25 protein-coding genes, 1 tRNA gene and 3 pseudogenes are annotated in these 25,187 nt (G+C 64.6%); 10 read left to right on the forward strand and 19 right to left on the reverse strand.

Going from position 1 to position 25,187, the window contains the following annotated elements:
- Positions 1 to 19 precede the first annotated feature (19 nt).
- Complete coding sequence (locus tag ESD82_RS16605) at positions 20 to 1,234, forward strand: Bcr/CflA family efflux MFS transporter (protein ID WP_147427796.1); 1,215 nt, start codon at positions 20 to 22, stop codon at positions 1,232 to 1,234.
- Between the two features lie 111 nt (positions 1,235 to 1,345).
- Positions 1,346 to 1,420, forward strand: a tRNA-Glu gene (locus ESD82_RS16610).
- Between the two features lie 280 nt (positions 1,421 to 1,700).
- Here ESD82_RS16610 and ESD82_RS16615 read toward each other — a convergent pair.
- The 6 genes from ESD82_RS16615 to ESD82_RS16640 all read right to left on the reverse strand — a co-directional run bounded on the left by ESD82_RS16615 (position 1,701) and on the right by ESD82_RS16640 (position 8,317).
- Entirely contained in the window at positions 1,701 to 3,179 is a 1,479-nt protein-coding gene (locus ESD82_RS16615; RefSeq protein WP_024846076.1) for a nucleobase:cation symporter-2 family protein, read from the reverse strand.
- A 200-nt stretch (positions 3,180 to 3,379) separates the two neighbouring features.
- Positions 3,380 to 4,426, reverse strand: coding sequence for a quaternary amine ABC transporter ATP-binding protein (locus tag ESD82_RS16620; protein WP_147427794.1), 1,047 nt, complete (start codon positions 4,424 to 4,426; stop codon positions 3,380 to 3,382).
- Positions 4,423 to 5,304 carry an ABC transporter permease gene (locus tag ESD82_RS16625; protein ID WP_024846074.1) on the reverse strand — a complete coding sequence of 294 codons (882 nt, stop codon included), beginning with the start codon at positions 5,302 to 5,304 and terminating at the stop codon, positions 4,423 to 4,425. Before ESD82_RS16625 ends, ESD82_RS16620 begins: the two co-directional genes overlap by 4 nt.
- A 74-nt stretch (positions 5,305 to 5,378) precedes the next feature.
- Positions 5,379 to 6,374 (reverse strand): ABC transporter substrate-binding protein, encoded by a 996-nt coding sequence (locus tag ESD82_RS16630; RefSeq protein ID WP_024846073.1) that lies wholly within the window; start codon positions 6,372 to 6,374, stop codon positions 5,379 to 5,381.
- A gap of 427 nt (positions 6,375 to 6,801) precedes the next feature.
- Positions 6,802 to 7,875 (reverse strand): tyrosine-type recombinase/integrase, encoded by a 1,074-nt coding sequence (locus ESD82_RS16635; protein WP_028710941.1) that lies wholly within the window; start codon positions 7,873 to 7,875, stop codon positions 6,802 to 6,804.
- 199 nt (positions 7,876 to 8,074) lie between these two features.
- A complete protein-coding gene (locus ESD82_RS16640; RefSeq protein WP_240540236.1) occupies positions 8,075 to 8,317 on the reverse strand; it encodes a hypothetical protein in 243 nt (80 codons plus the stop codon).
- A gap of 118 nt (positions 8,318 to 8,435) precedes the next feature.
- On the opposite strand from ESD82_RS16640, the gene ESD82_RS16645 reads away from it, so the two are divergent.
- A complete protein-coding gene (locus tag ESD82_RS16645) occupies positions 8,436 to 9,044 on the forward strand; it encodes a helix-turn-helix domain-containing protein (RefSeq protein ID WP_028710979.1) in 609 nt (202 codons plus the stop codon).
- 22 nt (positions 9,045 to 9,066) lie between these two features.
- Here ESD82_RS16645 and ESD82_RS16650 read toward each other — a convergent pair.
- The 11 genes and pseudogenes from ESD82_RS16650 to ESD82_RS16700 form a co-directional block, all read right to left on the reverse strand.
- Positions 9,067 to 9,510: pseudogene (locus ESD82_RS16650) on the reverse strand (integrase core domain-containing protein); the annotation flags it as partial.
- 132 nt (positions 9,511 to 9,642) lie between these two features.
- Positions 9,643 to 10,131 carry a crossover junction endodeoxyribonuclease RuvC gene (locus ESD82_RS16655; protein ID WP_147427792.1) on the reverse strand — a complete coding sequence of 163 codons (489 nt, stop codon included), beginning with the start codon at positions 10,129 to 10,131 and terminating at the stop codon, positions 9,643 to 9,645.
- A gap of 390 nt (positions 10,132 to 10,521) precedes the next feature.
- Positions 10,522 to 12,795, reverse strand: coding sequence for a PriCT-2 domain-containing protein (locus ESD82_RS16660; protein ID WP_167521780.1), 2,274 nt, complete (start codon positions 12,793 to 12,795; stop codon positions 10,522 to 10,524).
- Complete coding sequence (locus ESD82_RS16665) at positions 12,795 to 13,019, reverse strand: DUF6511 domain-containing protein (protein WP_119896261.1); 225 nt, start codon at positions 13,017 to 13,019, stop codon at positions 12,795 to 12,797. The genes ESD82_RS16660 and ESD82_RS16665 overlap by 1 nt, the downstream gene beginning before the upstream one ends.
- The gene (locus ESD82_RS16670) at positions 13,016 to 14,752 is read right to left on the reverse strand and encodes a DEAD/DEAH box helicase (protein ID WP_147427788.1); all 1,737 of its coding nucleotides are present in this window, start codon (positions 14,750 to 14,752) and stop codon (positions 13,016 to 13,018) included. The genes ESD82_RS16665 and ESD82_RS16670 overlap by 4 nt, the downstream gene beginning before the upstream one ends.
- Positions 14,746 to 15,750, reverse strand: coding sequence for a PD-(D/E)XK nuclease family protein (locus ESD82_RS16675; RefSeq protein ID WP_147427786.1), 1,005 nt, complete (start codon positions 15,748 to 15,750; stop codon positions 14,746 to 14,748). The genes ESD82_RS16670 and ESD82_RS16675 overlap by 7 nt, the downstream gene beginning before the upstream one ends.
- Complete coding sequence (locus ESD82_RS16680) at positions 15,750 to 16,112, reverse strand: hypothetical protein (protein WP_147427784.1); 363 nt, start codon at positions 16,110 to 16,112, stop codon at positions 15,750 to 15,752. The genes ESD82_RS16675 and ESD82_RS16680 overlap by 1 nt, the downstream gene beginning before the upstream one ends.
- A gap of 64 nt (positions 16,113 to 16,176) precedes the next feature.
- Positions 16,177 to 16,677, reverse strand: a complete 501-nt coding sequence (locus ESD82_RS16685; protein WP_147427782.1) for a DUF669 domain-containing protein — start codon at positions 16,675 to 16,677, stop codon at positions 16,177 to 16,179.
- A gap of 19 nt (positions 16,678 to 16,696) precedes the next feature.
- Positions 16,697 to 17,443 (reverse strand): ATP-binding protein, encoded by a 747-nt coding sequence (locus ESD82_RS16690; RefSeq protein ID WP_043869389.1) that lies wholly within the window; start codon positions 17,441 to 17,443, stop codon positions 16,697 to 16,699.
- Entirely contained in the window at positions 17,443 to 17,928 is a 486-nt protein-coding gene (locus tag ESD82_RS16695; protein WP_147427780.1) for a hypothetical protein, read from the reverse strand. Before ESD82_RS16695 ends, ESD82_RS16690 begins: the two co-directional genes overlap by 1 nt.
- An 11-nt stretch (positions 17,929 to 17,939) precedes the next feature.
- Positions 17,940 to 18,149, reverse strand: coding sequence for a helix-turn-helix transcriptional regulator (locus ESD82_RS16700; protein WP_147427778.1), 210 nt, complete (start codon positions 18,147 to 18,149; stop codon positions 17,940 to 17,942).
- Positions 18,150 to 18,255: 106 nt separating this feature from the next.
- Here ESD82_RS16700 and ESD82_RS16705 point away from each other — a divergent pair, with 106 nt between their 5' ends.
- The 3 genes from ESD82_RS16705 (at position 18,256) to ESD82_RS16715 (ending at position 21,047) form a co-directional block, all read left to right on the forward strand.
- Complete coding sequence (locus ESD82_RS16705; RefSeq protein ID WP_147427777.1) at positions 18,256 to 19,509, forward strand: recombinase family protein; 1,254 nt, start codon at positions 18,256 to 18,258, stop codon at positions 19,507 to 19,509.
- A complete protein-coding gene (locus tag ESD82_RS16710; RefSeq protein WP_147427776.1) occupies positions 19,506 to 19,895 on the forward strand; it encodes a hypothetical protein in 390 nt (129 codons plus the stop codon). Before ESD82_RS16705 ends, ESD82_RS16710 begins: the two co-directional genes overlap by 4 nt.
- A gap of 147 nt (positions 19,896 to 20,042) precedes the next feature.
- On the forward strand, positions 20,043 to 21,047 hold the full coding sequence (locus ESD82_RS16715) for an ATP-binding protein (RefSeq protein ID WP_147427775.1): 1,005 nt from the start codon (positions 20,043 to 20,045) through the stop codon (positions 21,045 to 21,047).
- Between the two features lie 72 nt (positions 21,048 to 21,119).
- On the opposite strand, the pseudogene ESD82_RS16720 reads toward ESD82_RS16715, so the two are convergent.
- Positions 21,120 to 21,476: pseudogene (locus tag ESD82_RS16720) on the reverse strand (DUF3883 domain-containing protein); the annotation flags it as partial.
- Positions 21,477 to 21,530: 54 nt separating this feature from the next.
- Here ESD82_RS16720 and tnpA point away from each other — a divergent pair.
- The 4 genes from tnpA to ESD82_RS16740 all read left to right on the forward strand — a co-directional run bounded on the left by tnpA (position 21,531) and on the right by ESD82_RS16740 (position 24,290).
- Positions 21,531 to 21,959, forward strand: a complete 429-nt coding sequence (gene tnpA / locus ESD82_RS16725; RefSeq protein WP_197029475.1) for an IS66-like element accessory protein TnpA — start codon at positions 21,531 to 21,533, stop codon at positions 21,957 to 21,959.
- Positions 21,956 to 22,303 (forward strand): IS66 family insertion sequence element accessory protein TnpB, encoded by a 348-nt coding sequence (gene tnpB / locus ESD82_RS16730; RefSeq protein ID WP_011746417.1) that lies wholly within the window; start codon positions 21,956 to 21,958, stop codon positions 22,301 to 22,303. The genes tnpA and tnpB overlap by 4 nt, the downstream gene beginning before the upstream one ends.
- A 62-nt stretch (positions 22,304 to 22,365) precedes the next feature.
- Complete coding sequence (locus ESD82_RS16735) at positions 22,366 to 23,994, forward strand: IS66-like element ISPpa5 family transposase (protein WP_011746418.1); 1,629 nt, start codon at positions 22,366 to 22,368, stop codon at positions 23,992 to 23,994.
- A complete protein-coding gene (locus ESD82_RS16740; protein ID WP_011746419.1) occupies positions 23,994 to 24,290 on the forward strand; it encodes a hypothetical protein in 297 nt (98 codons plus the stop codon). The genes ESD82_RS16735 and ESD82_RS16740 overlap by 1 nt, the downstream gene beginning before the upstream one ends.
- A 14-nt stretch (positions 24,291 to 24,304) precedes the next feature.
- Here the strand turns inward: ESD82_RS16740 and ESD82_RS16745 are convergent.
- Positions 24,305 to 24,793: pseudogene (locus ESD82_RS16745) on the reverse strand (DUF3883 domain-containing protein); the annotation flags it as partial.
- Between the last annotated feature and the right edge of the window lie 394 nt (positions 24,794 to 25,187).

Genomic DNA, 25,187 nt, shown 5'->3' on the forward strand with positions numbered 1-25,187 from the left:
CCCTGCCATGGAAACCGTCATGCCCGACCCGATTGCTCGACCGCCCCGCAGCCAGCCCCTGCCGGAGTTCATCGCGATGCTGGCGCTGATCTTTGCCGTCATCGCCTTTTCGATCGATTCCATGCTGCCCGCCCTGCCCGAGATCGCGGCCGCCCTGACACCCGGAAACGTCAACCGCGCGCAGCTCGTACTGACCTCTTTCGTGGGCGGGCTGGGGATGGGCCTGCTGGTCGGCGGGCCGCTTTCCGACGCGCTGGGGCGCAAGCCGGTCATCACCGCCGGCTTTGCGCTTTACGCCATCGCCGCCGTGGCGGCGATCTTTGCCGATTCGCTGGACCTATTGCTGGCGGCGCGTTTCGTGCAGGGCATCGGCGCCGCCGCGCCGCGGATCGTGGCGCTGGCCATGGTGCGCGACCTGTACCAGGGCCGCGAGATGGCGCGGATCACCAGCTTCGTGATGATGGTCTTCATCCTGGTGCCGGCGGTGGCGCCCTCGATCGGGGCGGTGGTGATCCATTTCGTCGGCTGGCGCGGGGTGTTCGGCTCTTTCGTGGTGCTGGCGCTGATCGGCAGCCTGTGGCTGAACCTGCGCCGCCCCGAGACCCTGCCCGAGGCCGCGCGCCGGCCGCTGAACACGCGCAGCCTGGTCGCCGCGGCGCGCGAGGTGATGGGCAACGGCCAGGTGCAGCTGGTGACGGTGGTGATGACGTTGGGCTTCGGGCAGATGTTCGCGCTGCTGAGTTCGGCCCAGCAGCTTTTCGTCGACACCTATGGCAAGGGCGACAGCTTCCCGCTGTGGTTCGCCGCCATGGCGCTGCTGTCGGGCAGCGGCACGGTGCTGAACGCGCGCTATGTCGTGCGGCTGGGCATGCGGCGGATCGTGGGCTGGGCCTATGGCATGCAGGTGCTGGTCTCGGGCTTGATGACGGTGCTGGTGTTTTGCGACCTGCTGCCCGAGGCGCTGCGCTTTCCGGCCTTCTTCTTCTGGGCGGTCAGCGTGTTCTTCATGGCCGGCGTGACCTTCGGCAACCTCAATGCCATGGCCTTGCAGCGCATGGGCCATGTGGCGGGGATGGCGGCCTCGGTGATCGGGGCGATCTCGACGCTGGGCGCGGTGCTGATCGCGGCGCCGGTCGGCCTGCTTTACGACGGCACGGCACGGCCCATCGTCCTGGCGACGCTGGTCTGCTCGGGGCTGGCGCTGATGCTGATGCGCGGCGTGCGCGAGGGCTGACGGCGCCGGAGCGCGAGTTACCCACAGGGAATGCACCGCGCCCCCTTGCGCAGCCGCCGAAGCTGGCCTAAAGAGCAGCCGTGTCGCCGGCCAAGGTGCAGGCGCAGGCATGGCCCGTTCGTCTATCGGTTAGGACGTCAGGTTTTCAACCTGAAAAGAGGGGTTCGACTCCCCTACGGGCTGCCACTTTCCCTTTTACCCCGATCCCGATCCCGCCTTGCGCAATCCGCCTGGGCCAGGCGGCAGGGCGCATAGGCGCGAAATGCGACCGACCCGGCCATGGTGCTTAGGGTGGCCTGCCGGCCGCGGCCATATTGCGCGGGCGCGAGGCTTGGCCGGCCCGCGGGTGGCATTGTGACACCGGCCCGTGGTCAGCCTGGAATATCCCGGCACGGCGCCTGCCGCTGACGGGCGGCGGTTTGGGCCGGATACGGGCAGGCCGCCAGGAAGGCGGCCCGCCTTGCGATCAATGGCTGGCCGGCCGGATCAGCGGCACCTCATTGCCGTTCGCGTCGTAAAGCCGGCCGTCCATGAAATAATCCCCGTCCTCGAGCTGGGCGATGTCGGTATAGCGGATGGTTCGTTCCGCCGCGGCACCGAAGACCGAGGGCTGGTCGGAATTGCCGGCCGTGAAATGGTTGAACAGCAGGTTGAGCGTGATCGCCATCAGCGCCGAGGAGCTGATACCCGAATGGAAGATCGTCTCGACCCAGGCCGGGAACTGGTGGTAAAAGGCCGGAAGCACGATCGGGATGGTGCCAAAGCCGATCGAGGTCGCCACGATGATCAGGTTCATGTTGTTGGCGTAATCGACCTTGGACAGGGTGCGGATGCCGCTGGCCGCAACCGTCCCGAACAGGACGATGCCGGCCCCGCCCAGCACCGGGCTGGGAATCGCCGCGACGATCCGGCCCATCACCGGGAACAGCCCCAGCGCCACCAGGATCAGCCCGCCCGTCGCCACGACATAGCGGCTCTTGACACCGGTCACGGCCACCAGGCCGACATTCTGGGCAAAGGCGCTTTGCGTGAACGAGCCGACAACCGGCGCCAGCATGCTCGACAGCATGTCGGCGCGCAGCCCGTCGCCCAGCCGCCGCCCGTCCACCTTGGTCTCGACGATCTCGCCCACGGCGAAGATATCCGCCGAGGTCTCGACCAGGGTCACGAGGATGACGATGAACATCGAGATGGTGGCCGCGACGCCGAAGGTCGGATAGCCGAAATGAAAGATCTGCGGCAGCGCAAAGACCGGCCCCTGCCCGACCTGGGAAAAATCGGTCATGCCGGTCGCATAGGCGATGGCAGTGCCGATCACCAGCGCCAGCAGGATCGACAGCCGGGAGATCGCGGCATTGCCGACCTTGCTGAGCAGCAGCACGATGGCCAGCGTCACGCCTGCCAGCAGGATATTGGCCGGGCTGCCGAAATCGGCCGCGTTGCGGTCGCCGCCCATCGCCCAGGTGCCGGCGACCGGCATCAGCGTCAGGCCAATGGTGGTGATCACGATTCCCGCCACCAGCGGCGGAAAGAAGCGGGTGATGCGGGAAAACACCGGCGTGATCAGTAGGCCCAGCAGCGACGAGGCGATGACCGCGCCGAAGATCGCCTGTATGCCGCCATTGCCCGAGATGGCGATCATGGTGGCGACCCCGGCGAAGGAAACGCCCTGCACCAGCGGCAGCTGGCAGCCAAAGAAGGGCAGGCCGATGGTTTGCAGGATGGTCGCGACCCCGCCGGCGAACAGGGATGCCGTGATCAGCAACCCGATGTCGGCGGGCGACAGGCCGGCGGCCTGGCCGACGATCAGCGGCACCGCCACGATGCCGCCATACATGGTCAGGATGTGCTGCATGCCATAGGCCAGGTTGGCGGCAAGGCCCAGCCGTTCGTCCTCGGGCCGGATCGGCCCCGCTTCTGCATTCGTTGCCGTTTGCACAGTCATCTCCCCCTCTTTCTCCGCAAGCAGACGCTCTCCCTGTAAAGATTGGCGGAACTTATCGGGATAAGCCGGGGGTGACTTTTACAGAAATCTATATGCTGACTTAAAATACAGTAGAAAGTCGGCACGGCCGGGGGCGCGGCGGACCAGGCCCGCGGCAGGGTTTCCGCCCTGCCGCTAGCCTGGGCCAGGGACGCAGGGCTTCAGTCGTCGCTGGCCGCATCGGCCGGGTTGACCATCGCCTCCAGGATCGAGGGCAGGTCGATGATGCCGACCAGCCTGTCGCCGTCGCGGACCTGCGCCTCGGACACGCCGGCCTTGGTCATGCGGCGCGCGACCAGGTCCAGCCGCGAGCGCGCCTTGACGGCAAAGCCGGGCAGCGCGCGCCCATCGGCAGCGGGGGCGGCGATGGTGCGCGCCTCGATGATGCGGCCGCGGTTCACCTCGCGCACGAACTCGGCGATATAGGCGTTGGCGGGGCGCAGCACGATCTCCTGCCCGTCGCCCACCTGCTCCATGGCGCCGTCGCGCAGGATGGCGATCTTGTCGCCGAGCCGCAGCGCCTCGTCGAGGTCATGGGTGATGAAGATGATGGTCTTGCGCAGTTCCTGCTGCAATTCCAGCAGGATCGACTGCATGTCCATGCGGATCAGCGGGTCCAGCGCCGAAAAGGCCTCGTCCATCAGCAGGATCTCGGCATCATTGGCCAGCGCCCGCGCCAGGCCCACGCGCTGCTGCATGCCGCCGGAAAGCTGGCGGGGATAGTATTCCTCGTAGCCCTGCAGGCCGACGCGGCCGATCCAGTGCCGCGCCCGCTCCTCGGCCTCGGCGATGCCGCGGATGTCCAGCCCATAGGCGACGTTGCGCAGCACGGTGCGATGCGGCAGCAGCGCGAATTTCTGGAACACCATCGCGGTCTTTTGCCGGCGGAAGTCGCGCAGCTGCGCCGGCGTCATCGTCACCACGTCCTGCCCGTCGTAAAGCACCTGCCCCACCGTCGGCCGGATCAGCCCGTTGATATGGCGGATCAGCGTCGACTTGCCCGAACCCGACAGCCCCATGATGACCGTGATCCGGCCATGCGGGATGGTCAGGTTGATGTCTTGCAGGCCCAGGACGTGATTGTGCCGGTCGTTCAGCTCGGCCTTGGTCAGCCCGGCCTTGACCGCCTCGACATGGCGACCGGCCTCGGGGCCGAAGATCTTGTAAAGGTCGCGGATCTCGATGTCATGCATGCCCGCCTCGGTCATTTGCCCGCCTCCGTGTGCTTTTGCAGCCGCTTGCCATAGGCCTGCGTGGTGCGGTCCATGATGATGGCGATGGCGACGATGGCCAGGCCGTTCATCACCCCCATGGTGAAATATTGCTGGTTGATCGCCTGCAGCACCGGCTGGCCCAGGCCCCGCACCCCGATCATCGAGGCGACGACGACCATGGCAAGGCTCATCATGATGGTCTGGTTGACGCCCGCCATGATCGTCGGCAGCGCCAGCGGCAATTGCACGTCGCGCAGCTTCTGCCAGCTGGACGAGCCGAAGGCCTCGGCGGCCTCCAGGACGTCCGGCGCCACCTGGCGGATACCCAGGTTGGTCAGCCGGATCACCGGCGGGATGGCATAGATCACCACCGCGATCACGCCCGGCACCTTGCCCAGGCCAAAGATCATCACCACCGGGATCAGGTAGACGAAGCTCGGCATGGTCTGCATCATGTCCAGGATCGGCGTCACCAGGGCGTTCATCCGGTTCGACTGCGCCATCAGGATGCCGATGGGAATGCCCAGCACCACGGCGATCAGGGTGCAGACCGCGACCATGGCGATGGTGCGCATCGTGTCCTCCCACATGCCGAAATATCCGACCACCAGCAGGGCCAGCACCGAACCCAGCGCGATCTTCCAGCTTCGGCTGGCCAGCCAGATCGCCGCCGCCAGCACCGCCAGCACCAGGATCCAGGGCGAGCGGATCAGCAGGTTCTCGATCAGGGTCAGCAGGTCTTGCAGCGGCGCGAAGATCGCCTCCAGCGTGTCGCCCCAGGCGCGGGTGAAGTCCCGGAAGCCGCTGTCGATGGTCTGGCGCATCGCGCGCAGGCTCCCGCGGCTCATTTCCGGGAAACGGATCAGGTCCATGTCGTTCATCCTTTGGAAATGGAAATGGGCAAGACCGCGGCGGCGGCCTTGCCCGTCAGGCGCGAAGGCGCGGATTACAGGGCGGCCCTGACCTTTTCGGCCACCTCGGCGGGCACCCATTGGGTCCAGATCTCCTCGTGCCGTTCGAGGAACTCATAGGCGGCGTCCTCGTTGCTGGCCTGGTTCTCGACCATCCAGGCCAGCATCTCGTTGACGGTGTCATTGCTCCAGGCGCGGGACTTGACATAGTCCATGGCCACGCCGGCCTTGTCGGCAAATTCCCGGGTCACGGCGGTATAGACATCCGAGACCGGCCATTCCGTCACCTCCGGCTCGGCGCAATCGGGCTTGACCATGCAGCTGTCCCAGCGTTCGCGGTCGAACTCGGCCTCGAGGTCCAGCCGGGTCATCTCATACTGGCCCAGGATCGCGGTGGGTGCCCAGTAATAGCCCAGCCAGCCCTCTTTGCGGTTCGCCGCCCGCGCGATCGAGCCGTCCAGCGCCGCGGCCGAGCCGGAATCGACCAGTTCGAACCCCTTTTCCGCGGCGCCCGAGCCGACGAACTGGTTGCGGTTGATCGCCTGGCAGGCCCAGCCCGAGGGGCAGCCGAACCAGGCGCCCTTGCTGCTGTCCTCGGCGCCGGGGAACAGTTCGGGATGCTCCAGCGCGTCCGCGAGCGTGCGGATGCCATGTTCCTCGGCCAGCCAGGTCGGCACCCAGATGCCCTCGACGCCGCCATCGGACAGGATCTTCGAGGCGATGACGATCCGTCCCTCCTCGACCGCCTGGTCCAGGGGTTCCTTGACGGCATTGACCCACAGTTCGGGCGCCATATCCGGTTCGCCCTTTTCGTTCATCGAGGCGAAGGTGGGCATGGTATCGCCCGCCACCAGCCCCACGTCGCATCCGTAGCCCTCTTCAAGAATGATCTTGTCGACCCAAGCCGCCAACCCCGCCGAGGCCCAGTTCATTTCCGCGACGGTGATGCTGCCGCATTGCTCATCCGCGGCAAAGGCGGGAACGGTCAGCGCCAAGCAGGCAAGCGTGGTCGAAGCAAGAATTCTGCCCATCAAACATGATCTCCGGATTTTCAATGCGCACGCATGCCGCGGCGCAGGGCGAAACCAACCGGCGCGCGGCGCCGGTCACCTCCGCGGGTCGATTGCGACCCTGTTGCGTGGAATGGGGCATGAGCCCCGATTTCGGTGGGCGATATTATACAGTTCCGCGAGAAAAGTTCAAATCCGCATCAGGGTTTTCTGCCCGCGGGGGATTTGCGCCACCATCTCCGGGTCGGTTCGAGGGCCTGACGCAAGCCGTCGGCAGCCCACCGGACGCAACCCATCCCGATCCCCCGGGCGCTGAATCGCGCGCCGCGAATCCACCATTCAAACCGCTGGTCTGGAGGATAATGGTGGGCGACCCTGGAATCCCATTCCCTCATTTCCTTCAGTGATTGTTGCCATATGTGTCCCGCAAATCCATGCTGCGGGACACTCACCAATCTAGCGCGGCCAACACCTTAACGCCATCCGCCGCAAGAGTTTGTCGCTCAGCACCCTTGGTGTAGATTTCGCTGGTCTTGGCCTGGGTATGAGCCATGACCGCCATCACCTGATACTGCGAGCACCCGTTCTGGGCCATCATCTCTCCCACCGCCTTGCGGATGCCGTGCGACGAGCGATCCGGTATCCCTGCCGCGCTGCACCAGCGCTGGACGCGAACGCGCAGAGCCTCGACGCTGGCGAAGGGCTTGCCCTTTTCGTTCAGAAGGTATGCCGGGCCGTCGGCTGCACGAGTTGCCGCGATCAGGGGCGGCATCATGGGGATGGAAACGAAGGCCGATCCGCGCTTTCTGGGTTGCCAGCCCAGCCAGAGTTGCCCGTCGCGCATCACTTCCTGCGCGCGCCCCAACCAGATCGCATCCCCGATCCTGCACGCCGTGAAGGCATGCAGCGTCAGCCAAAGATGCGCAGTCGTGCCTCTGGGATGATGTTCCCTGAATTTCTTCAGTTCGGCGACGGACCAGGGGACGGCGCCCCCAGCAGGATTGACGTTGATGGCCTTTATCGCCGCCGCCGGATTGTGCTTGATGTACTCGCGCTCCTGCGCCCACGTATAGACCGCCCGAACAGTCTTGATGAGATTATCCGCAGCGCCCGGATGCGTAGCCCAGGCATCCCGGATTTCGATGAAAGCGGCAGCGGGGGCATCCATGTCGAAATCGCCATAGCGCACGCTACCCTCGCCCGAATAGTCGCAGAGGCGGCGCAAGACGCTGCGCCGTTGCTTCAGCGTTGCGGGCGACATCTGCCCGGCCTCGACCATCCGCGCGACAAAGGACAGGTATTCGGCGCAGAGCCAGTCAATCGAGCCCTTGACCGCCTTCGGCTCGGACGGAAGCCATCTCTCGCCTGCTCGCGCAGCGTGATAGTAGTTGGCGAAGTCCTTGTCCTCCGGTCCGACCGGAAGGTGAATACGAACATGCTTCCGGCCCTCGACGCGGACGCGATAGCGAGGAGAGCCATTGCGATGGCTCTCGATCAACAATCCGGGGAAGTCCACTCTCACGGTCTACCTCGTTGCCCAGGATTTCGGGGCGGTCTGACGGGGCGCGGGACGTGCATGTTGCCCGGCGTCGGCACCGGCCACCGTCACAGAAATCGTACCGTCTTTCGCCACAGTATAGCCAGCGACGTTCAACCCGATATCCTTAGCCGCTTCCAGCGCCCGGCGGATCGCAGCCTGAGTGGTAGTTGGTGCCGGCATGTCATCCCCCCTTTGGGCCGCTGTTGTGCTGAAGCTCTGCAAAGCGCGATGTGCGGTCGGCTTCCCGCAGCAGGATCTCATCCATTTGATCGGGGGTGATGAAGATGGCGCGCCCGATGGAAAAATACTGTCCGTGCTCCCGCGCCTTGGACCTTAGCGTCCGTGGCGACAGTTCGACACCGCGCGGGCGAAGCTTTGCCGACCACTCCTCGGGGGTGCGGCCCAGATCGAAAATTTTCGACATGGCAGGTCTCCTTTCCTGTAGGCTGGAGACCACGCAAGGTTCGCTTTGGTCAAGACTTTGAGAAATATCCTTTATTTTAGTGCAGGAACTTGCACCTTTTGCAGGGAGATGTCGCGAGATGGACGGGAAACTGCCTGAAGCAGCCGTGGATTTCAGCTTTGACGATGATGATCTCGACTGGGATGATTGGATAACCGCCGATTTTGATTCGCCGGACGTGCAGAGTGAGCGCGCACCTGTCGCGCCGGTCGGCGCCATCCTCAAGCAAATACGTCAGCAGATCGGGCCTAAAGGTATCTCGCAAAAAGAGATGGCGGAACGGCTGCGCATCCCGAAGCGCACGTACATATCCTACGAAACGCAGGAAACAGCCAAGGTGCCCGCCGAAGTGCTGAGACGAATCGCGGCAACAACCGACGTTGATGCTGAGTTCATCCTGACCGGACGCACACGTTACATTGATCATGGACCGATCCTTGACGACGCATTTCGGCTGGCGGAGCACCTTGCGAAGCATATTCACGACGGTGAGGAACGGCTCTCCTACAACGACATCCAAGAAGTTGTCATCAGGGTGCTGGCCGAACGTGAAGAAAGACGTCAACTTACCGGAAATCCAGCTGCCCAGTACACGCGAGGGGATATCGCCGATGCGGTCTGGGAGCACACGGAGTACAGCCTGCGTTATCGGCGTGCTCTCGCTGAAGCACCCGATGACGGTCGGTAGACGTTGACCTGCCTCTGAACTTTCATCCAGCGGCAACTGGAGCCCGGTTGCTATTTACGCCAATCGGCGCGGATTGAGCAATCGCCCGACGCGCGGAGCTTTCATCTCGCGCAGCGGGGCGGGCGATTGCGGTGGTCAGGGTGCGCGCATAGTCGACTGGGGTCTGGTAACCCAAGGCCGAATGCGGGCGTTCGGTGTTGTAGTCGGTCACCCAAGCCGCGATTACGACGCGAGCGTGAGCCAGATTGCGGAACATGGTCTCATTGAGCAACTCGTCCCGCATCCGCCCATTGAAACTTTCCACGAAGCCATTCTGCATGGGTTTGCCCGGCGCGATGTAATGCCACTCGATCCCGTGCTCGGCGCACCACTTCAGAATGGCATTCGAGGTCAGCTCTGTTCCGTTGTCGGATACGATCATACCGGGTCGACCACGCCGTTCGATCAGCGCGGTCGAGGATGTCGCACGCTGCACGGTAGAGAGGTTGATGCGCAGCCTGGGGATCAGGGGTGGCCAGCACGCCCTGTTCGCGCCAGCCGTCGCGCTTCACCTCATCAGGCGACCGGCGCTGGCCGCCATAGCCTTTGGGATGGAACCTCATGCCGCACCTCCACGGGCGTCGAGGGCCCAGAGCAGGATGGCGATCGCATCGGCCTCGTTGTCGTCTTCTGGGCTGAAGCCCTTCGCGCGGGCCGCATCGATCATGGCCTGCTTGGGCGCATTGCCCTTGCCGGTGGCGTGGCGCTTGATCGTGCCCACCGGCACGCCCTCGTAGGGAATGCCCCGCAGCTCGCCCCAGCTGGTGAGCGAGGCCATCAGCCCGCCATAGACATGGGCCGCATCGGTTCCGGCGTGGCGGCGGACCTCCTCGAACCAGATCGCGGCGATCGGACCGGACAGGCGATCCAGTTCGGTCAGCCAGTTGGTGAAGCGCAGATAGCGCATGCCACCGCCGTCATAGCGCCCGGGCCGGAAACTGGCGGTGCCGCTGGTGATCAGCCCCTCGTGGCTGCGCAAGGCCCAGCCGGTCGTGGTACCGAGATCGAGCGCCAGGATGCAGCGCGGGTGTTCGTTGGATTGGGTCATGAGAGACCTCCTCTTCGCGTTTGCGAGCGAGGCGAGCGGGCTGGCCGGTGAAGGCTGCGGTCTCGCCAGGCCCCGAAGGGTGGTCTGGTCAGTTCATGGGCTGGGCAGCTGGGCCGCCCGGCAAATCTTTCAGAACCTTCAGAGGGACGTCTTGAAGGATTTCCGCCCCTAAGTAGTTGTCCTGTATGTGTAATATATGATCTTTCAATTATTCAATATTTCAATAGGTACCTGTCACTCTCTATTAGAACGCGCGTGCACGCGTATAGGGGAAAGGGGTCCTCTTGAAAGATTGAAGGATTTGAAGGATCCGGTTTTTCCCTTTCGTTTCTGCTGCTTGTCGGCATTTTGGCTTCAAGGACCGCTTCAGGCGGATTGAAGGATCTCCGGTCACCCGCCCCACCGCGCCATCCGATACACCATGGCCTGCTTGGTCGAGGAGCCGCGCATTCCCGTCGTGATGTCGCCGCTCTCGATCAGCGTCAGCAAAATTTCGTCGCGGTCGCGCGATTTCAGCCATTGGGAGGCGCGGGTGATCTCCGATTTGGTGATCCCTTTCGGCCCGGCTGCGCGGACGATCTCCTTCAGCCGCTTCAGATGCGCCTCGGTTTCGGTATCCGCCACATGGCGCTCGACCGCTTCCATGGTGCGCCGCGCGTAATGGCGCACGAAACCGATGGCCCAGCCCGCAGCGGTAATGTCGATCTCAGGGCGCACAGGATCGCGCCCGACAGCGACGATCAGCGCCAGTTTCAGCGCATTCTCTCCGATGCGGGCGAGGATGGCGGTGAAGGCGGTGCCGGCCGCTGCCCGCAGCTCCTCGGTCAGGGCGTCGCTGAGGTCGGCAAAACGGGCGCGCGCCGCATCCGACATCGGCACGGTCATCGGGTTCACGGCGGTGTTCTGATCGGCGGTCTTGCCGGTCAGGTTGCCCTTCACGGCCCCGCCGCCTTTCGCGGCCAGCTGGAGCGCCTGGATCAGCGCGGGCGGTGCCTGCCGGATGCCGACGGCGAGGTTCTCGTCCGGATAGTCCTCATCACTCGGCAGGATCAGAAAGCGCGCGAGCGAGCCGTCGACCACATTCGCGCCCTGCAGCGCGCCCCAGAAATGCAGTGGCGTCGTGGTGCCATAGACGCAAAGGCAGGGCTGGTTGATGTCGCGCCGCTCATTGGTGCCGTCGCGGTTCGCATATTCCGCCCCGAGGAAGATCCCGCCCGCGGCCGTGAACAGCTCGGTCATGTTGTCGAGGATCTCGGTGATATGGCGCGGGCTACGCTTCCGGTCGGCGGCGGCCGAGAGAAACATCCCGAATTCGTCGATCTGAAACAGGATCGCGGGCTGCCGATGGAGCGCAGTCAAGAGCCCCGCGCCGGAGGCGATCTTGTTGCCGCCGAGATGGTGGGCAAGGCCTGCCTCGAAGAAGACCTCGTTGATGATCTCGCGGGCGTGGTTCTTGCCCGAGCCGCTGTCCGCGATCCCCACGACATAGAGGTTCGAGCGCAGGTTGCTGGTCGTGCGATACCGCCGTCCCATCAACGCCCCGATGGCGCAGAGGCTCGCCCCGAGCGACAGAAGCGGTTGCGGGCGGCGGGCAGTGGCGAGCATATAGCCGGTCAGCTCGCCGACGAGACCGTCGGGGATGGTCAGGCTGAACGCGGGATTTTCCGGGTCGGCGACGGTGGGCGCGCTCCCCTCCAGCCGGGCCAGCAGGTCGGCGGCTGGATGCGGGCCGTCCGGATCGAGGCTGCCATCGAGGCGCAAGGCGGTGTCGGGCCGCCAGCCGCGTTCCATGGCGAGATGATAGATCGTGCCCGCACCAATCCGATCGGGCTTGAAGCTCGCCCAGGCGCGGGCCGTGGTCGCGGGCACGTCTTTGGCCGCCTGTGCCGACCAGGTGGCAAAGACCTCGCCGCCCTCATCGCCGAGCGCGCCCTTCAGCGCCATGCCGACGCGCATCCAGCTGTCGTAATCGAGCTCGTCATTCGGCAGCCAGTCGAGCGCCGACCGGATGGCGGGCAAGGTGCCGATCTGCCCGTGGTTGCGCAGCACGGTGGCCGGTGCTGCCGAGCGCAGCCCACGCTGGCGCAGGGCCTCGGGCAGGATCGCATAGGCTTCATCCAGAAAGGCCGCCGCCGCTTCCTCGGTGATTTCCGGAAGGTCGGTGATATCGAGATCGGCCAGCCCCTCGTCGGGCCAGACATATGGCGCACCGGTATCAGGGTGGTTGGCATAAGCCAGAAACTGCTGCCCGAGGCAGAGCACCTCAAGCGGATGGCGCTTGATGCCCCGAAACGGTGCGGCCGTGCGATAGACCAGCATGCGCTTCGGGGCGCGGCCGATGCGCAGCGCGGGCGTGTCGCCGAGGCGCGCCCGGGCCAGCACCTCGATCTGCAATGCCAGTTCGGCGTCCGCCGCGATGTCGATATCGACCGCCGCTACCGCTCCACCGACGATGCCGATGCCGCAATCGGGCCAGGCAGCCCAGGTCGCGACCTCAACCTCCGTGGTCGGGCGTTCGGCATGGCGGTTCCATTCCGGGTAATCGGCCCAACCGCCGCGCTGGAACCGGCCGGGTTTCTTGGTGCCCGGGCCGATCGGCAGGATGGCATAGCCATTGGTGACGAGCCGCGCGCCGAAGCGCGCCATCCAAGACGTGTCGGCCATCAGAACGGCACCTCCGGGGCCATCGCGTCGAGCCGGTTGCGATCCTTCGCCGCCAGCGCGCGCAGGTGGTCGCAATAGCCGGTGACGACGGCATCGAGAAACCGGGCCCATTCCTCCTCGGACAGGGTCGCGAGGTCGGACTTGCCAATGGCTTCCAGATATTCGCCGCCCATCTGGCCGCCTTTGGCCATGGCCTCGGTCTCATTCGGGGTCGGATCGATCATGCCCTTCCTCCCATGGCAGAGGTCCTGACAGGCACGGCTGCAGAGCCGCTTGCGGCTGGCGTCGCGCCGCGGGTCGGTGCGGCGGAACCCCGGCTCGAACCAGCCAAAGCCGCGAGGTTCCCGGTGGCAGACGGCGCAGAGGCCGGGGTCGGATGGGCGCATGGGGCGAACCTGTAACCGGAGATCTCAAGATAGCGGCCCGAGGGGCGGACCGAGATGTCGCTGGGGCGCGCAAGGCGGCTCGTCTGCGCGAGGGCCTCGGCCACGCTCAGCGGCACGGGGCAGCCGGGCGCGCGCTTGCGCCACCACTCGGCCGCCTTCTGGCGGGCATAGCCCTGATGCTCGAGGCAGACCCATTCGCTGTAGGTGGCAAGGCCGCTACTATAGGTCACCTTGAGCGACAGACGGCCGCCCGCCTTGTCGTGGCGGCTATAGGAAACGCCCGTGACCTTGAGCCATTGTTGCTTCGGCGAAAGCACCGGCAGCGTGGCGGCCGTCGGCGCGATCTTCACCTCGCGCGCCGGGAAGACATAGCCGCAATCTGGGCATTCGGTCGCCGAGAGCGCCATGATGCTGTCGCAGTCCGGGCAGACCTTGGTCGGTGCCTCGCCCCCGCCGCCATCACCAGGGCGGTTGGGCCGCACCAGATCGATCGGCCCGTGGCGACGGACATTGCCCGCGAAGTCCAGGACCAGGCAGTTCTCCTTGCCCGGCGCGAGACGGGTGCCGCGCCCGACCATCTGCACATAGAGCCCGGCCGATTGCGTGGGACGCAGCAGCGCGATCAGATCGACACCGGGCGCGTTGAAACCGGTGGTCAGCACGCCCATAGAGGCCAGCGCCCGGATTTCTCCGCGCTTGAAGGCGGCAAGGATCGCATCGCGCTCGTCCTTCGGCGTGTCGCCGAAGATCGTGCGGCAGCTGACGCCCTGGCGGCCGAATTCCTCGGCCACATGACGCGCGTGCTCGACGCCCGAGCAGAAGGCCAGCCAAGATTTTCGGTCACGGCCATGCTCGATGATTTCGGTGACGGCCGCGCGGGTGATGGCATCCTGGTCGACCGCCGCCGCCAGATCACGCGCGATGAAGTCGCCAGCGCGGGTGCCCACCTTCGAGACGTCGAGCCGGGTGGCGGGCTGTTTCGAGAACAGAGGGCTCAGATACCCCGCATCGATCAGCGCGCGGACCGGGGCCTCATAGGCGATGTCGGTGAAGAGCGCATTCTGCCCCTCATGCAGCATCCCGCAATCGAGCCGGAACGGCGTGGCGGTCAGCCCGATCACCTTGAGCGCCGGGTTGATCGCTTTCAGCGCGTCGAGGAAGCGCCGATACATCGTGCTCGACTTGCCGGGGATCAGATGCGCCTCGTCGATCAGCACCAGATCGGTATGGCCGATCTCGGCCGCGCGGCGGTGGATCGACTGGATACCGGCGAAGAGGATCCGCGCCTGCGCCTCGCGCTTGCCGAGGCCCGCCGAATATATGCCCGCCGGCGCTTCGGGCCAGATGCCGATCATCTCGGCATGGTTCTGGGCGATCAGCTCGCGGACATGGGTCACGATCAGGATGCGCTGATCGGGCCAGGCCTTCAGCACGCCCTCGATGAAGGACGCCATGACCAGCGACTTGCCGCCCGCGGTCGGGATGACCACCAGCGGATTGCCGGTGTGGGTCTGGAAATAGCCGTAGATCGCGGTGATCGCGGCCTGTTGATAGGGGCGCAGGGTCAGCATGGCGCAGCCTCCGGGGAACGGGCGTCGTTGGTCCAGGTCGTGCCATCGGCCATGCGGTAGGTGACGACATCGTCGCCCGCATCGATGACCTCGCCCGGGATGAGGTCGGGGATGAAGAGATGGCGGCCGCAGGAGGCGCGTTGCTCGGCAGGCGACAGCATCCGGTCGTGCCGGGCGCAGTGCCATCCACCAACGTCTTTGCTGGTCGCGCTTCCGGACGAAGAACCGGTATCCACTTCTTCTGGAAGCGCTCCGACCGGCGTCGCATGCAGGCAGGACCGGCAGGTCACCGCAGCGCCACCGCCGTCATGGCAGGCCGCATGGTGATCGCAGAACCGGCATTCGAACCAGGCCGGGTCCTCCCTGATCCGCGCAGGCGGATGCTGGGCGAAGATGATGCGCCCGGCCTTTTCTAGAAGACGCTCGGCCATGGCGCGGTCCGCCTCGATGCGCTCGACATGCAGCGCGTCGGTGTCCTTGCAGACCGCGACGTAGAGGGCGCGCGTGATGCCCGTCAGGTGCATGTAGATCTGCATCTGCGCGGCGTGCTGGGGCTTGGACAGAACGACGCCCTTCGCGACCAGCTCGTTGAAGCTCTTGACCGAGTGGGTCTTGAACTCCAGCACATGCCAGGTCTTCGGCGCCTCCAGGAGCCCGAGGGCCACGCCGTCGAGCGAGCCGCCGAAATGGCCGCCATGGGCCTCGACCCGGAACTGGCGGCCGGTCTCGGGATCGACCTCGAGCACGGTCGCCCCGGTGGCGCGGAGGTTGCGCACGAGCCGATCCTCTTCCAGCTGGCCCGTCTCGAAGAGGCGCAGAAGGCGGCCAGAATGGCGCGCGAGCGTGATCCAGCGGAAATCATACCAGAGCGCCCGGGCACAGGATTTGCCGATGATCGAGGCGCCGAGGTGATCGCGGAAACCGTCGCCTTGGCGGGCCTCATAATCGGCATAGATCGCCGTCAGCGTCGGCGTGGGGGCGCAGGGCAACTCTGCCATCACATACCCTCCCGTTCGCTGCGGGCCTGTGCCTCGGCCAGAATGCCATCCCAGGTCTCGGGGTCATGGCGTTCGCGCAGGATGCCGATCAGCGCGTCCTTGAGCTTTTCGCGGCGGCGACGGCCGGTGCCTTGGGCCAAGAGTTCCGCCCGCTCGCGGCACAGGTGACGCAAGGCCGTGCGGGCCCGGTGGAACCAGTCCGGATCGATGGGCTTCTGGCCGCGCTGGCGGGCCAGATCGGCCATCGCGATCTGCGTGCGGATCTTGGCGATGGCATCGTCGAGCTCGATCAGCCGCCGCTGGTTTTCAGGCAAGCCGGGGTTGTTCACGGCCACGGGGGCCGCGTTGGTCATGTCAGTCATGGGAGTATCCTCAGATGGGGTTGCGCGCTGCCCTGTCAGTCAGGGCGCAGGGCAGCGCGGGTGCTCAGCCCTTCTTGTTCCAGGGCGCGGAGGCCATTTTCGGCGGCACCGAAGAGCTGGCCGGATCGGGCGCGGGCTTCGCCGGGCGTCCGCCCGGGGCCGAACCCCGCTCGGGCGGCAGATAGGCAATCGCGTTGCTCTCGCCGTAGCCGTTCTTCGGCGGGCGGATCTTCACCTGGATCATCATCGGGATCAGGTGCAGCTCCTCGCTGTCGCTGACATTCATCCGGCCCGTGGCGTGGCAGATCGCCGAGAGCGTGCGCTGCGCGATTTCCACCGTGGTCGGGTTCGGATTCACCAGGTTCAGCTGGTCGAAGATCTTCCGTCCCTTATGCTCGCCCTCGAGGATGTCGAGCATCAGCCAGAGGAACTGGCCCATGCCGTTCTTGGTGACGCGCATCTCGCTCTCGACGATCTGCGCGCGGTATTTGCCGGCGGGCAGCAGCTCGTAGGCGGCGGTGGGTTCGACGCTGGTGGCGTCGAAGGACGTGTCGAAACGTGCCATGGTCTTGTCCTTGTTCAGTTCATTGGGATTGGGGCATGGCCGCGAGGAACTCCGACCACATCAGCGGAAGGGTGTCCGGAAGGCCGTAACGGTTCTTGGCGAGGAAGGCGGGGCGCTCTTCGGTGTGCATGACGCGCGCACCGGACCCGAGCGCCCGGGTCACCTTCTTGTTGAAGCCGACATCGGATTTCGCGACCGAGATCTGATAGTTGGCGAAGAGCACCACGTCCGAATGCTCCTGCAGCAGCGCCGAGGCGCGGGTCTGCAGCTTGATGACATAGCGGTCGTAGGGCTCGTGCTCGGGGCTGTCGAAACGCTTGATGTCGGTATGGGCGATCTGGATGACCACCATGCCCTTGCGGTCGCGCAGCGCGTTGAGCCGGTCGAGATATTCGCGCCAGATGGTCAGCGCCTCGGCATAGCCCTTGCCAAACCCCGGCGCCTCGATGGAGGCCCAGCCGTTGCGCTTGCAAGCCTCGGCCCAGATCAGCGGCTCCAGCCAATCGACGCTGTCGACGACGACCGTGCCGAAATCGTGGTCCTCGTTCAAAAGCGCATCAAGCGCCTCGGCCACCTCGGCATAGCTGGTCGCGAGCGGGAAGTGCGGGACCTGCAGCTTTCCCAGCCCATCCTCGGTCATGAGGAAAACGGGCCTGTCGGCATCGGCCGCGAAGGTGGATTTGCCCACCCCGGCCACACCGTGGATCAGAATACGCGGCGGGGTCAGCACGGATGTCGTGCGCAGGGACGCGAGCGAAATGGCCATCAGCGCACCTCCTCGTTCAGCACGAGGCGGAACTTCGGCTTGCCCGTGCGGACCGTGCGCGCGGGCTCGAAGCCCTTGCGCCAGCTTTCCGGCAAAGCGCCGTATTTGCGCTCGGACACCGACAGCTTGGTCTCGATGAATTCCGCCGGGTCCTCGCCCGCCGAGGCGATGTTTTCGGCGATCTGCGCCAGCAACGCCTGATCCCAGTCGATGCGCTTGGGCAGTTCGGCGATCACGGTGACGCCGTCATCCTCGAACCGGATCGTGCCGGTGTCCTTGCCCGCCTCCTGGCGGGTTTCCTGGGCGCGGTCCGCGTATTTCAGCGAGATGGCGCCGTCGAGCCAGTCCGCGACCGACTTCGCCTGCGTCAGTTGCTCGTCGGCCGCGCCTTTCAGCAGCGCGAGCTGATCGGCGGGCAGCGCCGCGATCTGGCCCACCGGCATGCGGTGGATATCGGCCAGGGTGATGTGGTTGGAGATCGTCATGTTCCGCGCCCTCACGCCGACATCGGACGATGGGGTTCGTGATCCACGCCGCGGATCTGTTCGGCCTCGAAGGCCTCGACATCCTCGAGCCGGTAGATCACCCGGCCGCCGAGCTTGATGAATTTCGGGCCTTCGCCCGTCCCCCGCCAGCGCTCCAGCGTGCGGTGCGAAATATTCCAGCGAGCCGCCAGCTCGATCTGGGAAAGGTGCCTGGTCGCCATGTGAACCTCCTTGGGATTTCTGCGAACACTTGCGGGTTCAACATGGCGGAGGGGGTGGTAGGGCTGCGCCATCTACACACGCAAGTCGAGCGAGGAAGGGCTCGACATGGAATTCAACAGCCTCGACGCCCAGCGGGAGGCCTGCGAGGCCTATATCGCCAGCCGGAAATCCGAGGGCTGGGTCGCCACCCGCGACCGCTATGACGACGGCGGCTTTTCGGGTGGAAATCTGGACCGGCCGGGGCTGAAACAGCTGCTGGCCGACATCGACGACGGGCTGATCGATGTGGTGGTGGTCTACAAGATCGACCGGCTCAGCCGCGCCCTGATGGATTTCTCGAAGCTGGTCGAGGTCTTCGACCGCAACGGCGTTACCTTCGTTTCGGTCACGCAGTCCTTCAACACGACCACGTCGATGGGGCGGCTGACGCTGAACATCCTTCTGAGCTTCGCCCAGTTCGAGCGCGAGGTAATCGGTGAACGCATCCGCGACAAGGTTGCCGCCTCGCGCAAGCGCGGGATCTGGATGGGGGGCTATGTGCCGCTCGGCTACGATGTGCAGGACCGCAAGCTGGTGATCAACGAGGCTGAGGCCGCCTCGGTACGCCGGATCTTCGAGCGGTTCGTCGAACTCGGCTCGGCCACGATGCTGGCGAAGGAGTTGCGGCGGGAGGGGTTTCGCAGTAAGCAGGGCACGCTGATCGACAAGGGTTACCTTTATCGGGTGCTCCGCAATCGCGTCTATCGCGGCGAGGCCGTCCACAAGGGCAAGGCCTATCCCGGCGAACACGACGCCATCGTCACCGACAAGGCTTGGGATCAGGTCGATGCGATCCTGCAGGGCAACCGCCACGCGCGGTCCAGCAACAGCCGCATGCAGACGCCCGCGCCGCTGAAGGGCCTGATCTTCACCGACACCGGCGCGGCGATGACCCCGACCGCGACCAAGAAACGCGGCAAGCTCTACCGCTATTACGTCTCGATGGACGTGATCAAGAACCGCACGACGGAGGACGACAGCGGCGGCGATCAAGCACCGACCCGCTTGCCTGCGGGCATGGTCGAGGACGCCATCGTCACCGAGGTCCGGCGCATCCTGCAGACACCCGAGGTGGTCACGCAGGTGCTGGCGGCGTTGAAGCGCGATCAGGTATCCGAGGCCGAGGCCATCGCGGCGCTGCATGATTTCAACACCCTCTGGGCGCAGCTGTTTCCGCTCGAGCAGGCGCGGATCATCCAGCTTCTGGTCCGGCGCGTCACTGTCACCGCCGCCGGGCTCGAGGTCGACATCCGGCGCGAAGGCGTCGCAGGCGTCATCCGCGAGATGATCGCCCCACGCGACATGGAGGCCGCCGAATGACCCGAAACAATGACACGATCCGCGTACTGATCCCCCTGAAGCTGCGCAAGAAGAACGGGCGGCCCAAGATCATGCCGCCTGCCGATTACATCCCCAGCGAGGATCAGGCGCAGGACCCGCACATCCTGCGCGCCATCGGCCGGGCATGGGGCTGGCGGCGGCGCATGGAGGCAGGCGAGTTCGCCACGATTCAGGAACTGGCCGAGGCCGTCGGCTTGGCAGAACGCCACGTCAGCCGCCAGCTGCGCCTCGCCTATCTGGCGCCCGAGGTGCTCAAACGCCTGACCTGCGGGCGCGAGGCGTCGGCGGTCAGCCTCTATGACCTGTGCTTTCTGGCGGGGGAGACATGGCAGGAGCAGGCTGAGCGGGTGTTCGGGCGCGCTTAGAAACGTGGCCAGGAATTTGACGCCGTCCCGCACTCAGTGGCGCTGGAACATGGCTGTCCAAGCATGTATTTCATGAGAAAGGTAGCGCCTGACCGTGGGCATGCCCAAATTCTGATATTTTCTAGGCTATTGGAAAGCTGATTTCGAATGCGCGTGGACGTCCCCTACGATTTGTCGCCGGTTAGCCTCGCGGGGTTCGCCTGCATGCTCCGAGATCTTCCAGACGCAGCCGAATACGAGTTCCACTTTGGCGGCGAGCGTTGGTTCCCTCCGTTTTCGATGCTGCTCCTTTCTGCTCTGCTTCGCCAGTTCCGAGGCAATCGACCAGAAGCTCGTCGACGAGCACGGGATCATGAAAATCACTCATACGCAGCGCATTTCGGCTTCTTCCGATCTTTTGGTCTCCAACATGGGAATGCTCCCGGTGAGGCACCTGGAAGTTCTAGGTATGTTCCGATCAGCGAGCTTGATGTCGCAGAGATTCGCCAAGAGGCATTCGACTCCTTTCAGGAAGTAGGAGACGTAATTGAGGGGAAAGCCGCCGAGCTTGCTGGGCTACTTACGCGCCATCAACAGGGAGAATTACAGGATACCCTTACATATTCCATCCGCGAGATCATGCGAAATGTCGTCGAGCATAGTGGTTCTGAAAAGATTTACATTTGCGCTCAATATTGGCCCCAACGCCATGAGGTGGAAGTTGGAATTGTCGATGACGGCATCGGCATCCATAGGGCTCTCACCGGGAACCCAGCCTTCGATGGCTTGACGGAACCGGAAGCCCTTCAGATGGCCTTGATGCCCGGAATCTCTGGGAATCCTCACGCCGGGCGGGGTAACGACCAATGGAACAATTCTGGCTACGGCCTCTATATGACCAGCCGCATCTGCAGGAACGGTGGAAGTTTCCTGTTATGTTCGGGCGGAACCGGAATTGAGCTAAGCCAAGAAGGGAAGCATACATTCGATTCGGATTTCCAAGGGACTGCAATCAGGCTAGTGATCGACACAGCCAATTTAAGTGCATTGCGGGAACGTCTCCAACAGTTTGCGGCGCAAGGACGAGTTGCAGCCGCTCAGATCGCCGGCGCCAACGTCAACGTTGCTTCTACTGCATCTCAGATGCTTACCCGAGATTTCCGGCAAGAATAGGCATCTATAGAGCCGTAAGGCGTTGTAATCTTGTGAAGGCGATCAAGCGGCGCAAAGGAGCTGCTTGGGGAGTCAATGAAAACTCGCCTGAAAGGACGTCGCGGTCAGCGAGACATGCGCGTCCAGCGGCGGGTGCAGCTCAAACGCTTTCGGCTCGCGCGCGAAGTTCCAGAGCCGGAACAGGGACCATTCCGAGCGCCGCTCCTCGGCCACGGCCAGCTCGTTGCGGCTGATGTGGAAAGGGGTGCGTTCCCAGCCGTTCGTCGTCTTCACCTCGATTAGGCGCGGACGGCCATCCGGCGCGAAGCTGGCGATATCGTAGCCGGCACCATCGCCATCCTCCTCCGACACCCACCTGACCTTGCGCGCAAGATCGTCACGGCCCGCTGATTTCAGGGATGCCCATTCGTGCGCCAGCACGCGTTCCTCGTAACGGCCCGATTGTTACCGCCTGCCTGAGTTTGGGCTGATGGATTAAGGCACGTGCATAGTGACGTCGTTAATGACGTGTCTTATGCGGGTGTGGGGATGCGGGGCGATATTCTTGGACTGGAGCGGCGGCGGCGGTGGAGCGACGAGGAGAAGCTCGAGATCGTTTTGTCGGTCGGCGTGGACGGGGCGACGGTGACGCAGGTTGCACAGCGGCACGATGTGACGCGGCAGCAAATCTATGCCTGGCGGCACCAACTGAAGAAGAAGGGCGTGGTTTCGGCGTCTCCGGAGACGCTGTTTCTGCCGGTTGGATTGGACCGGCCCACGGAATTGGTGATGCAGACAGCGGCCATCTGCACAGGAGCGCCTCGGCCTGCCCAGATCGAGTTGCAGTTGGCGAATGGTCGCTGCCTGCGCTTCGATCCGGCTCTGGATACCGTGACGCTGACACATGTGATCCGTGCGGTGGAAGGGGCATGATCGGGCCGGGAACCGGCGTTCGTGTCTATCTGGCCTGCGGCGTGACCGACATGAGGAAGGGAATCTCCGGGCTGGCTGCACTTGCCCAGGATGTTCTGCGCCAGAAGCCGGCCGGCGGTGCGGTTTTTGCATTCCGCGGGCGTCGCGGCGACAGGTTGAAATTGCTTCATTGGGATGGTCAGGGCTTCTGCCTGTATTACAAGGTGCTGGAGAAGGGGCGCTTTCCCTGGCCGATGCGCGGGGATGGTGCGGTTCGCCTGACCTCGGCGCAGCTGGCCATGCTGTGGGAAGGCATTGACTGGCGCAGGCCGGATTGGGGCGCGCCACCGGCCCGGGTGGGCTGATTTACCCTGCTAAAACGCCTTGTTTTTATGGCAATTTTGCCTGCCTTGTGGTAGGTGGGCGCATGTCGAATGCGGCCCAGACCCTTCCTGATGATCCGGCGCTTCTGAAGTCGCTGATCGCGGCGTTGCAGGCGGAAAACGCGAAGATCTCGGCCACGTTGCGCGCCCATGACCAGTTGATCCAGTCCCTGCGGCTGCGCATTGCCAGGCTGAAGAAGCAGGTCTTCGGCCAGTCCTCGGAAAAGATCGAGCGCGAGATCGAACAGCTGGAGCTGGCGCTCGAGGATCTCATGATCGCAGCGGCCGAAGGCCAGCCTGACGTCGTGAACGACGGCCAAAACGATGATGGGTTGGAAACGGCACCTGCCGATGAAGCTGCCGAGCGCCCATCCCGCCGACGTCCCCGGGTCTCGGACAGCACGCCGCGCGAGCGGCGGGAGCTCGACCCCGGCAGTTGCTGCCCCGATTGCGGCGGCGATTTGCGCCTGGTGGGCGAAGATGTCAGCGAGATGCTGGATCTGATCGCGGCACAATTGAAGGTTGTCCAGATCGCCCGCCTGAAAAAGTCCTGCCGCCGCTGTGAACGCATGGTGCAGATGCCGGCCCCCAGCCGGCCGATCCCCGGCAGCATGGCCGGTGCGAACCTGCTCGCCCACATCCTCGTCTCCAAGTTTGACGACCACCTTCCGCTTTATCGCCAGCATGAGATCTTCACCCGGATGGGCGCCGACATCCCGGACAGTACCTTGGTCGACTGGTGCGGTCGCGCCATGAAGGTGCTGGCACCGCTGATCGAGCGGATCGAGGTGGATGTGATGGCCAGCGACCTCCTTCATGCCGATGACACACCGATCCGGGTGCTGGATCGCGCGGGCCGCGACAAGGGGGTGGGCAAGGGTGTGAAGAAGGGCCGGATCTGGGCCTATGTCCGCGATCAGCGCCCTTGGGCAGGCGCCTCACCGCCCGGCGCGGTCTATGCCTTCGCGCCCGACTGGAAGGAAGAGCACGTCCACGGCCATCTCGCCAACACCCGCGGCATTCTCCAGGCCGATGGCTACAAGGGTTATGCCAAGCTCTATGAACCGGAACCCGACGGGAAGCCCCGCCTTCGGGAGGCCGCGTGTTGGGCTCACCTGAGGCGTGACTTCCATGATGAATGGACCAAGACCAAATCAACGATCGCCCGCGAGGCACTCGACCGTATCGGCGCGCTCTATGACATCGAGCGGGAGATCACCGGCCATCCCGCCGATATCCGCCTTGCCGCGCGCCGGAAACACAGCGTTCCGAAGGTCGAGGTCTTCTTCGCCTGGTCAGAGCAGCAGCTCTCGCGGATCCCCGGCAAGGGCGATCTGGCCAAGGCCTTTCGTTACGGGCTGAGCCGCCGGGACGCTTTCAGCCTGTTCCTTGAGGACGGCCGGGTGGCGATCGACAACAATCCTGCCGAGCGCGCGCTGCGCCCGATCGGTGTCGGGCGCCGCAACTGGCTCTTCGCCGGTGCGGATACCGGAGCCGAAACGCTGGCCCGCGCCATGACCATCGTTGAAACCGCCAAGATGAACGGCCTGGACCCCCAAGCCTATCTGGCCGACATCCTGGCCCGCATCCATGATCACAAGATCAATCGGCTCGACGATCTGTTGCCCTGGAACTGGTCGCCGCTGCCCTCCGCCCTGCACGAGGCCGCCTGATGGCAACCGTCACCCACGTCTGCACCCTCGACTACATCGCAAAGATGCTGGGCGAAGACCCCGAGCTTCTCAAAGCCATCGTCTACAACGACGACAACCTGACCTATGGCTCGATCATCAGCGTCTATACCGGCCCGGATGACACCGTCACCGCCCTGACCGATGACGGTATCGATGAACTGAAAGACATGCTCAGGGACGCGCGCATCACCACCGAAACCTGGCACGCGTTCCTCGACGACTTTGTCGATGACGCGGAACTCGTCGCCCGCATCAAGGCTCAGTCGCCGCGGTAACAATCGGCCGGTTACCGTTCCTCACCGGCACGGCCGAGCGCGCGGTTTCGCTCGTCTCGCGCCGCGACATCGAATTTGCGGGCGATGTGCAGCATCTGCTCCAGCTCTTGCGGCGGCGGCTGGTTCGACAACGTAGGCGGCGGCCCGATCCAGATCGGCCGCGCCTCCGCGAGGCCAGTCGGCGCTCCGGGACCCGAATGGCGGCCCAGCCAGGCCGGGTTCAGCGCCAGCCAGCGCACCACGGCATCCACGAGCGTCAGCTGGAAATTGAAGGCAGGCTTGTAGCCCGGGATCCAGTCCTCACCCAGCCCCTTAAGCACGGCGCTGATGTTCTGGTGCTTGAACTCGACCGATCCCTCGGACCGATCATTCAACAGCGGCAGAAGCCCACGCCGGTGTTCGGCCTTGTTGTAGGGGCGACCACAGACGTCGTCGGCCAGCATCGCGAAGTAATCCGCGACGATCAGGTCGTTCTCTTGATCGTTCCAGGCCCCATTTGACATCGCGCCAGGCTAGGGGCGGAAACTGCGTTTGTCATCAGAGACTTCGCGCAAAACTCCCAAGACATACCAACGACCACGCCGCCCGTGTCGCGCCTCCATCTGCTTTGAGACAAGCCGGAACCAGCGAAACACGGGCGCAGTGCGATCCCGTCAGCTCACTGAATTATATGGGGATTTTTCACCCGTCTCGCCGGGAGCGGGGGGCGGGTGGAAAGAGACGGTGGGCGTTTGGAGACCGATCTCGCGCGGCAGGGCAGTCTCCGAAGGGCGGATGGTCCCTGCAAACCCCTTTGGCACATAAAGAAAAAGGCCCCGCGAGGGACCTGTTTTCGGGTTTGCTATGTGCAAGTGGCGGAGGGGATGGGCCTGAAAGACAACCTTCTCTTGTGGATGC

The organism is Paracoccus pantotrophus (assembly GCF_008824185.1).
GTDB lineage: Bacteria > Pseudomonadota > Alphaproteobacteria > Rhodobacterales > Rhodobacteraceae > Paracoccus > Paracoccus pantotrophus.

Excerpts from the sequence above, each read along its gene's own strand:
- ESD82_RS16735 (WP_011746418.1), top strand. The coding sequence starts at position 22,366 with ATGTCGAATGCGGCCCAGACCCTTCCTGATGATCCGGCGCTTCTGAAG.
- ESD82_RS16615 (WP_024846076.1), bottom strand. The coding sequence starts at position 3,179 with ATGACTGTGCAAACGGCAACGAATGCAGAAGCGGGGCCGATCCGGCCC.
- ESD82_RS16630 (WP_024846073.1), bottom strand. The coding sequence starts at position 6,374 with ATGGGCAGAATTCTTGCTTCGACCACGCTTGCCTGCTTGGCGCTGACC.
- ESD82_RS16655 (WP_147427792.1), bottom strand. The coding sequence starts at position 10,131 with ATGACCCAATCCAACGAACACCCGCGCTGCATCCTGGCGCTCGATCTC.
- ESD82_RS16690 (WP_043869389.1), bottom strand. The coding sequence starts at position 17,443 with ATGGCCATTTCGCTCGCGTCCCTGCGCACGACATCCGTGCTGACCCCG.
- ESD82_RS16675 (WP_147427786.1), bottom strand. The coding sequence starts at position 15,750 with ATGGCAGAGTTGCCCTGCGCCCCCACGCCGACGCTGACGGCGATCTAT.
- ESD82_RS16695 (WP_147427780.1), bottom strand. The coding sequence starts at position 17,928 with ATGACGATCTCCAACCACATCACCCTGGCCGATATCCACCGCATGCCG.
- ESD82_RS16710 (WP_147427776.1), top strand. The coding sequence starts at position 19,506 with ATGACCCGAAACAATGACACGATCCGCGTACTGATCCCCCTGAAGCTG.
- ESD82_RS16705 (WP_147427777.1), top strand. The coding sequence starts at position 18,256 with ATGGAATTCAACAGCCTCGACGCCCAGCGGGAGGCCTGCGAGGCCTAT.
- ESD82_RS16700 (WP_147427778.1), bottom strand. The coding sequence starts at position 18,149 with ATGGCGACCAGGCACCTTTCCCAGATCGAGCTGGCGGCTCGCTGGAAT.
- ESD82_RS16640 (WP_240540236.1), bottom strand. The coding sequence starts at position 8,317 with ATGTCGAAAATTTTCGATCTGGGCCGCACCCCCGAGGAGTGGTCGGCA.
- ESD82_RS16715 (WP_147427775.1), top strand. The coding sequence starts at position 20,043 with ATGCGCGTGGACGTCCCCTACGATTTGTCGCCGGTTAGCCTCGCGGGG.
- ESD82_RS16645 (WP_028710979.1), top strand. The coding sequence starts at position 8,436 with ATGGACGGGAAACTGCCTGAAGCAGCCGTGGATTTCAGCTTTGACGAT.
- ESD82_RS16740 (WP_011746419.1), top strand. The coding sequence starts at position 23,994 with ATGGCAACCGTCACCCACGTCTGCACCCTCGACTACATCGCAAAGATG.
- ESD82_RS16625 (WP_024846074.1), bottom strand. The coding sequence starts at position 5,304 with ATGGACCTGATCCGTTTCCCGGAAATGAGCCGCGGGAGCCTGCGCGCG.
- ESD82_RS16660 (WP_167521780.1), bottom strand. The coding sequence starts at position 12,795 with ATGGCCGACACGTCTTGGATGGCGCGCTTCGGCGCGCGGCTCGTCACC.
- ESD82_RS16685 (WP_147427782.1), bottom strand. The coding sequence starts at position 16,677 with ATGGCACGTTTCGACACGTCCTTCGACGCCACCAGCGTCGAACCCACC.
- ESD82_RS16665 (WP_119896261.1), bottom strand. The coding sequence starts at position 13,019 with ATGATCGATCCGACCCCGAATGAGACCGAGGCCATGGCCAAAGGCGGC.
- ESD82_RS16620 (WP_147427794.1), bottom strand. The coding sequence starts at position 4,426 with ATGACCGAGGCGGGCATGCATGACATCGAGATCCGCGACCTTTACAAG.
- ESD82_RS16680 (WP_147427784.1), bottom strand. The coding sequence starts at position 16,112 with ATGACTGACATGACCAACGCGGCCCCCGTGGCCGTGAACAACCCCGGC.
- ESD82_RS16670 (WP_147427788.1), bottom strand. The coding sequence starts at position 14,752 with ATGCTGACCCTGCGCCCCTATCAACAGGCCGCGATCACCGCGATCTAC.
- tnpB (WP_011746417.1), top strand. The coding sequence starts at position 21,956 with ATGATCGGGCCGGGAACCGGCGTTCGTGTCTATCTGGCCTGCGGCGTG.
- ESD82_RS16605 (WP_147427796.1), top strand. The coding sequence starts at position 20 with ATGCCCGACCCGATTGCTCGACCGCCCCGCAGCCAGCCCCTGCCGGAG.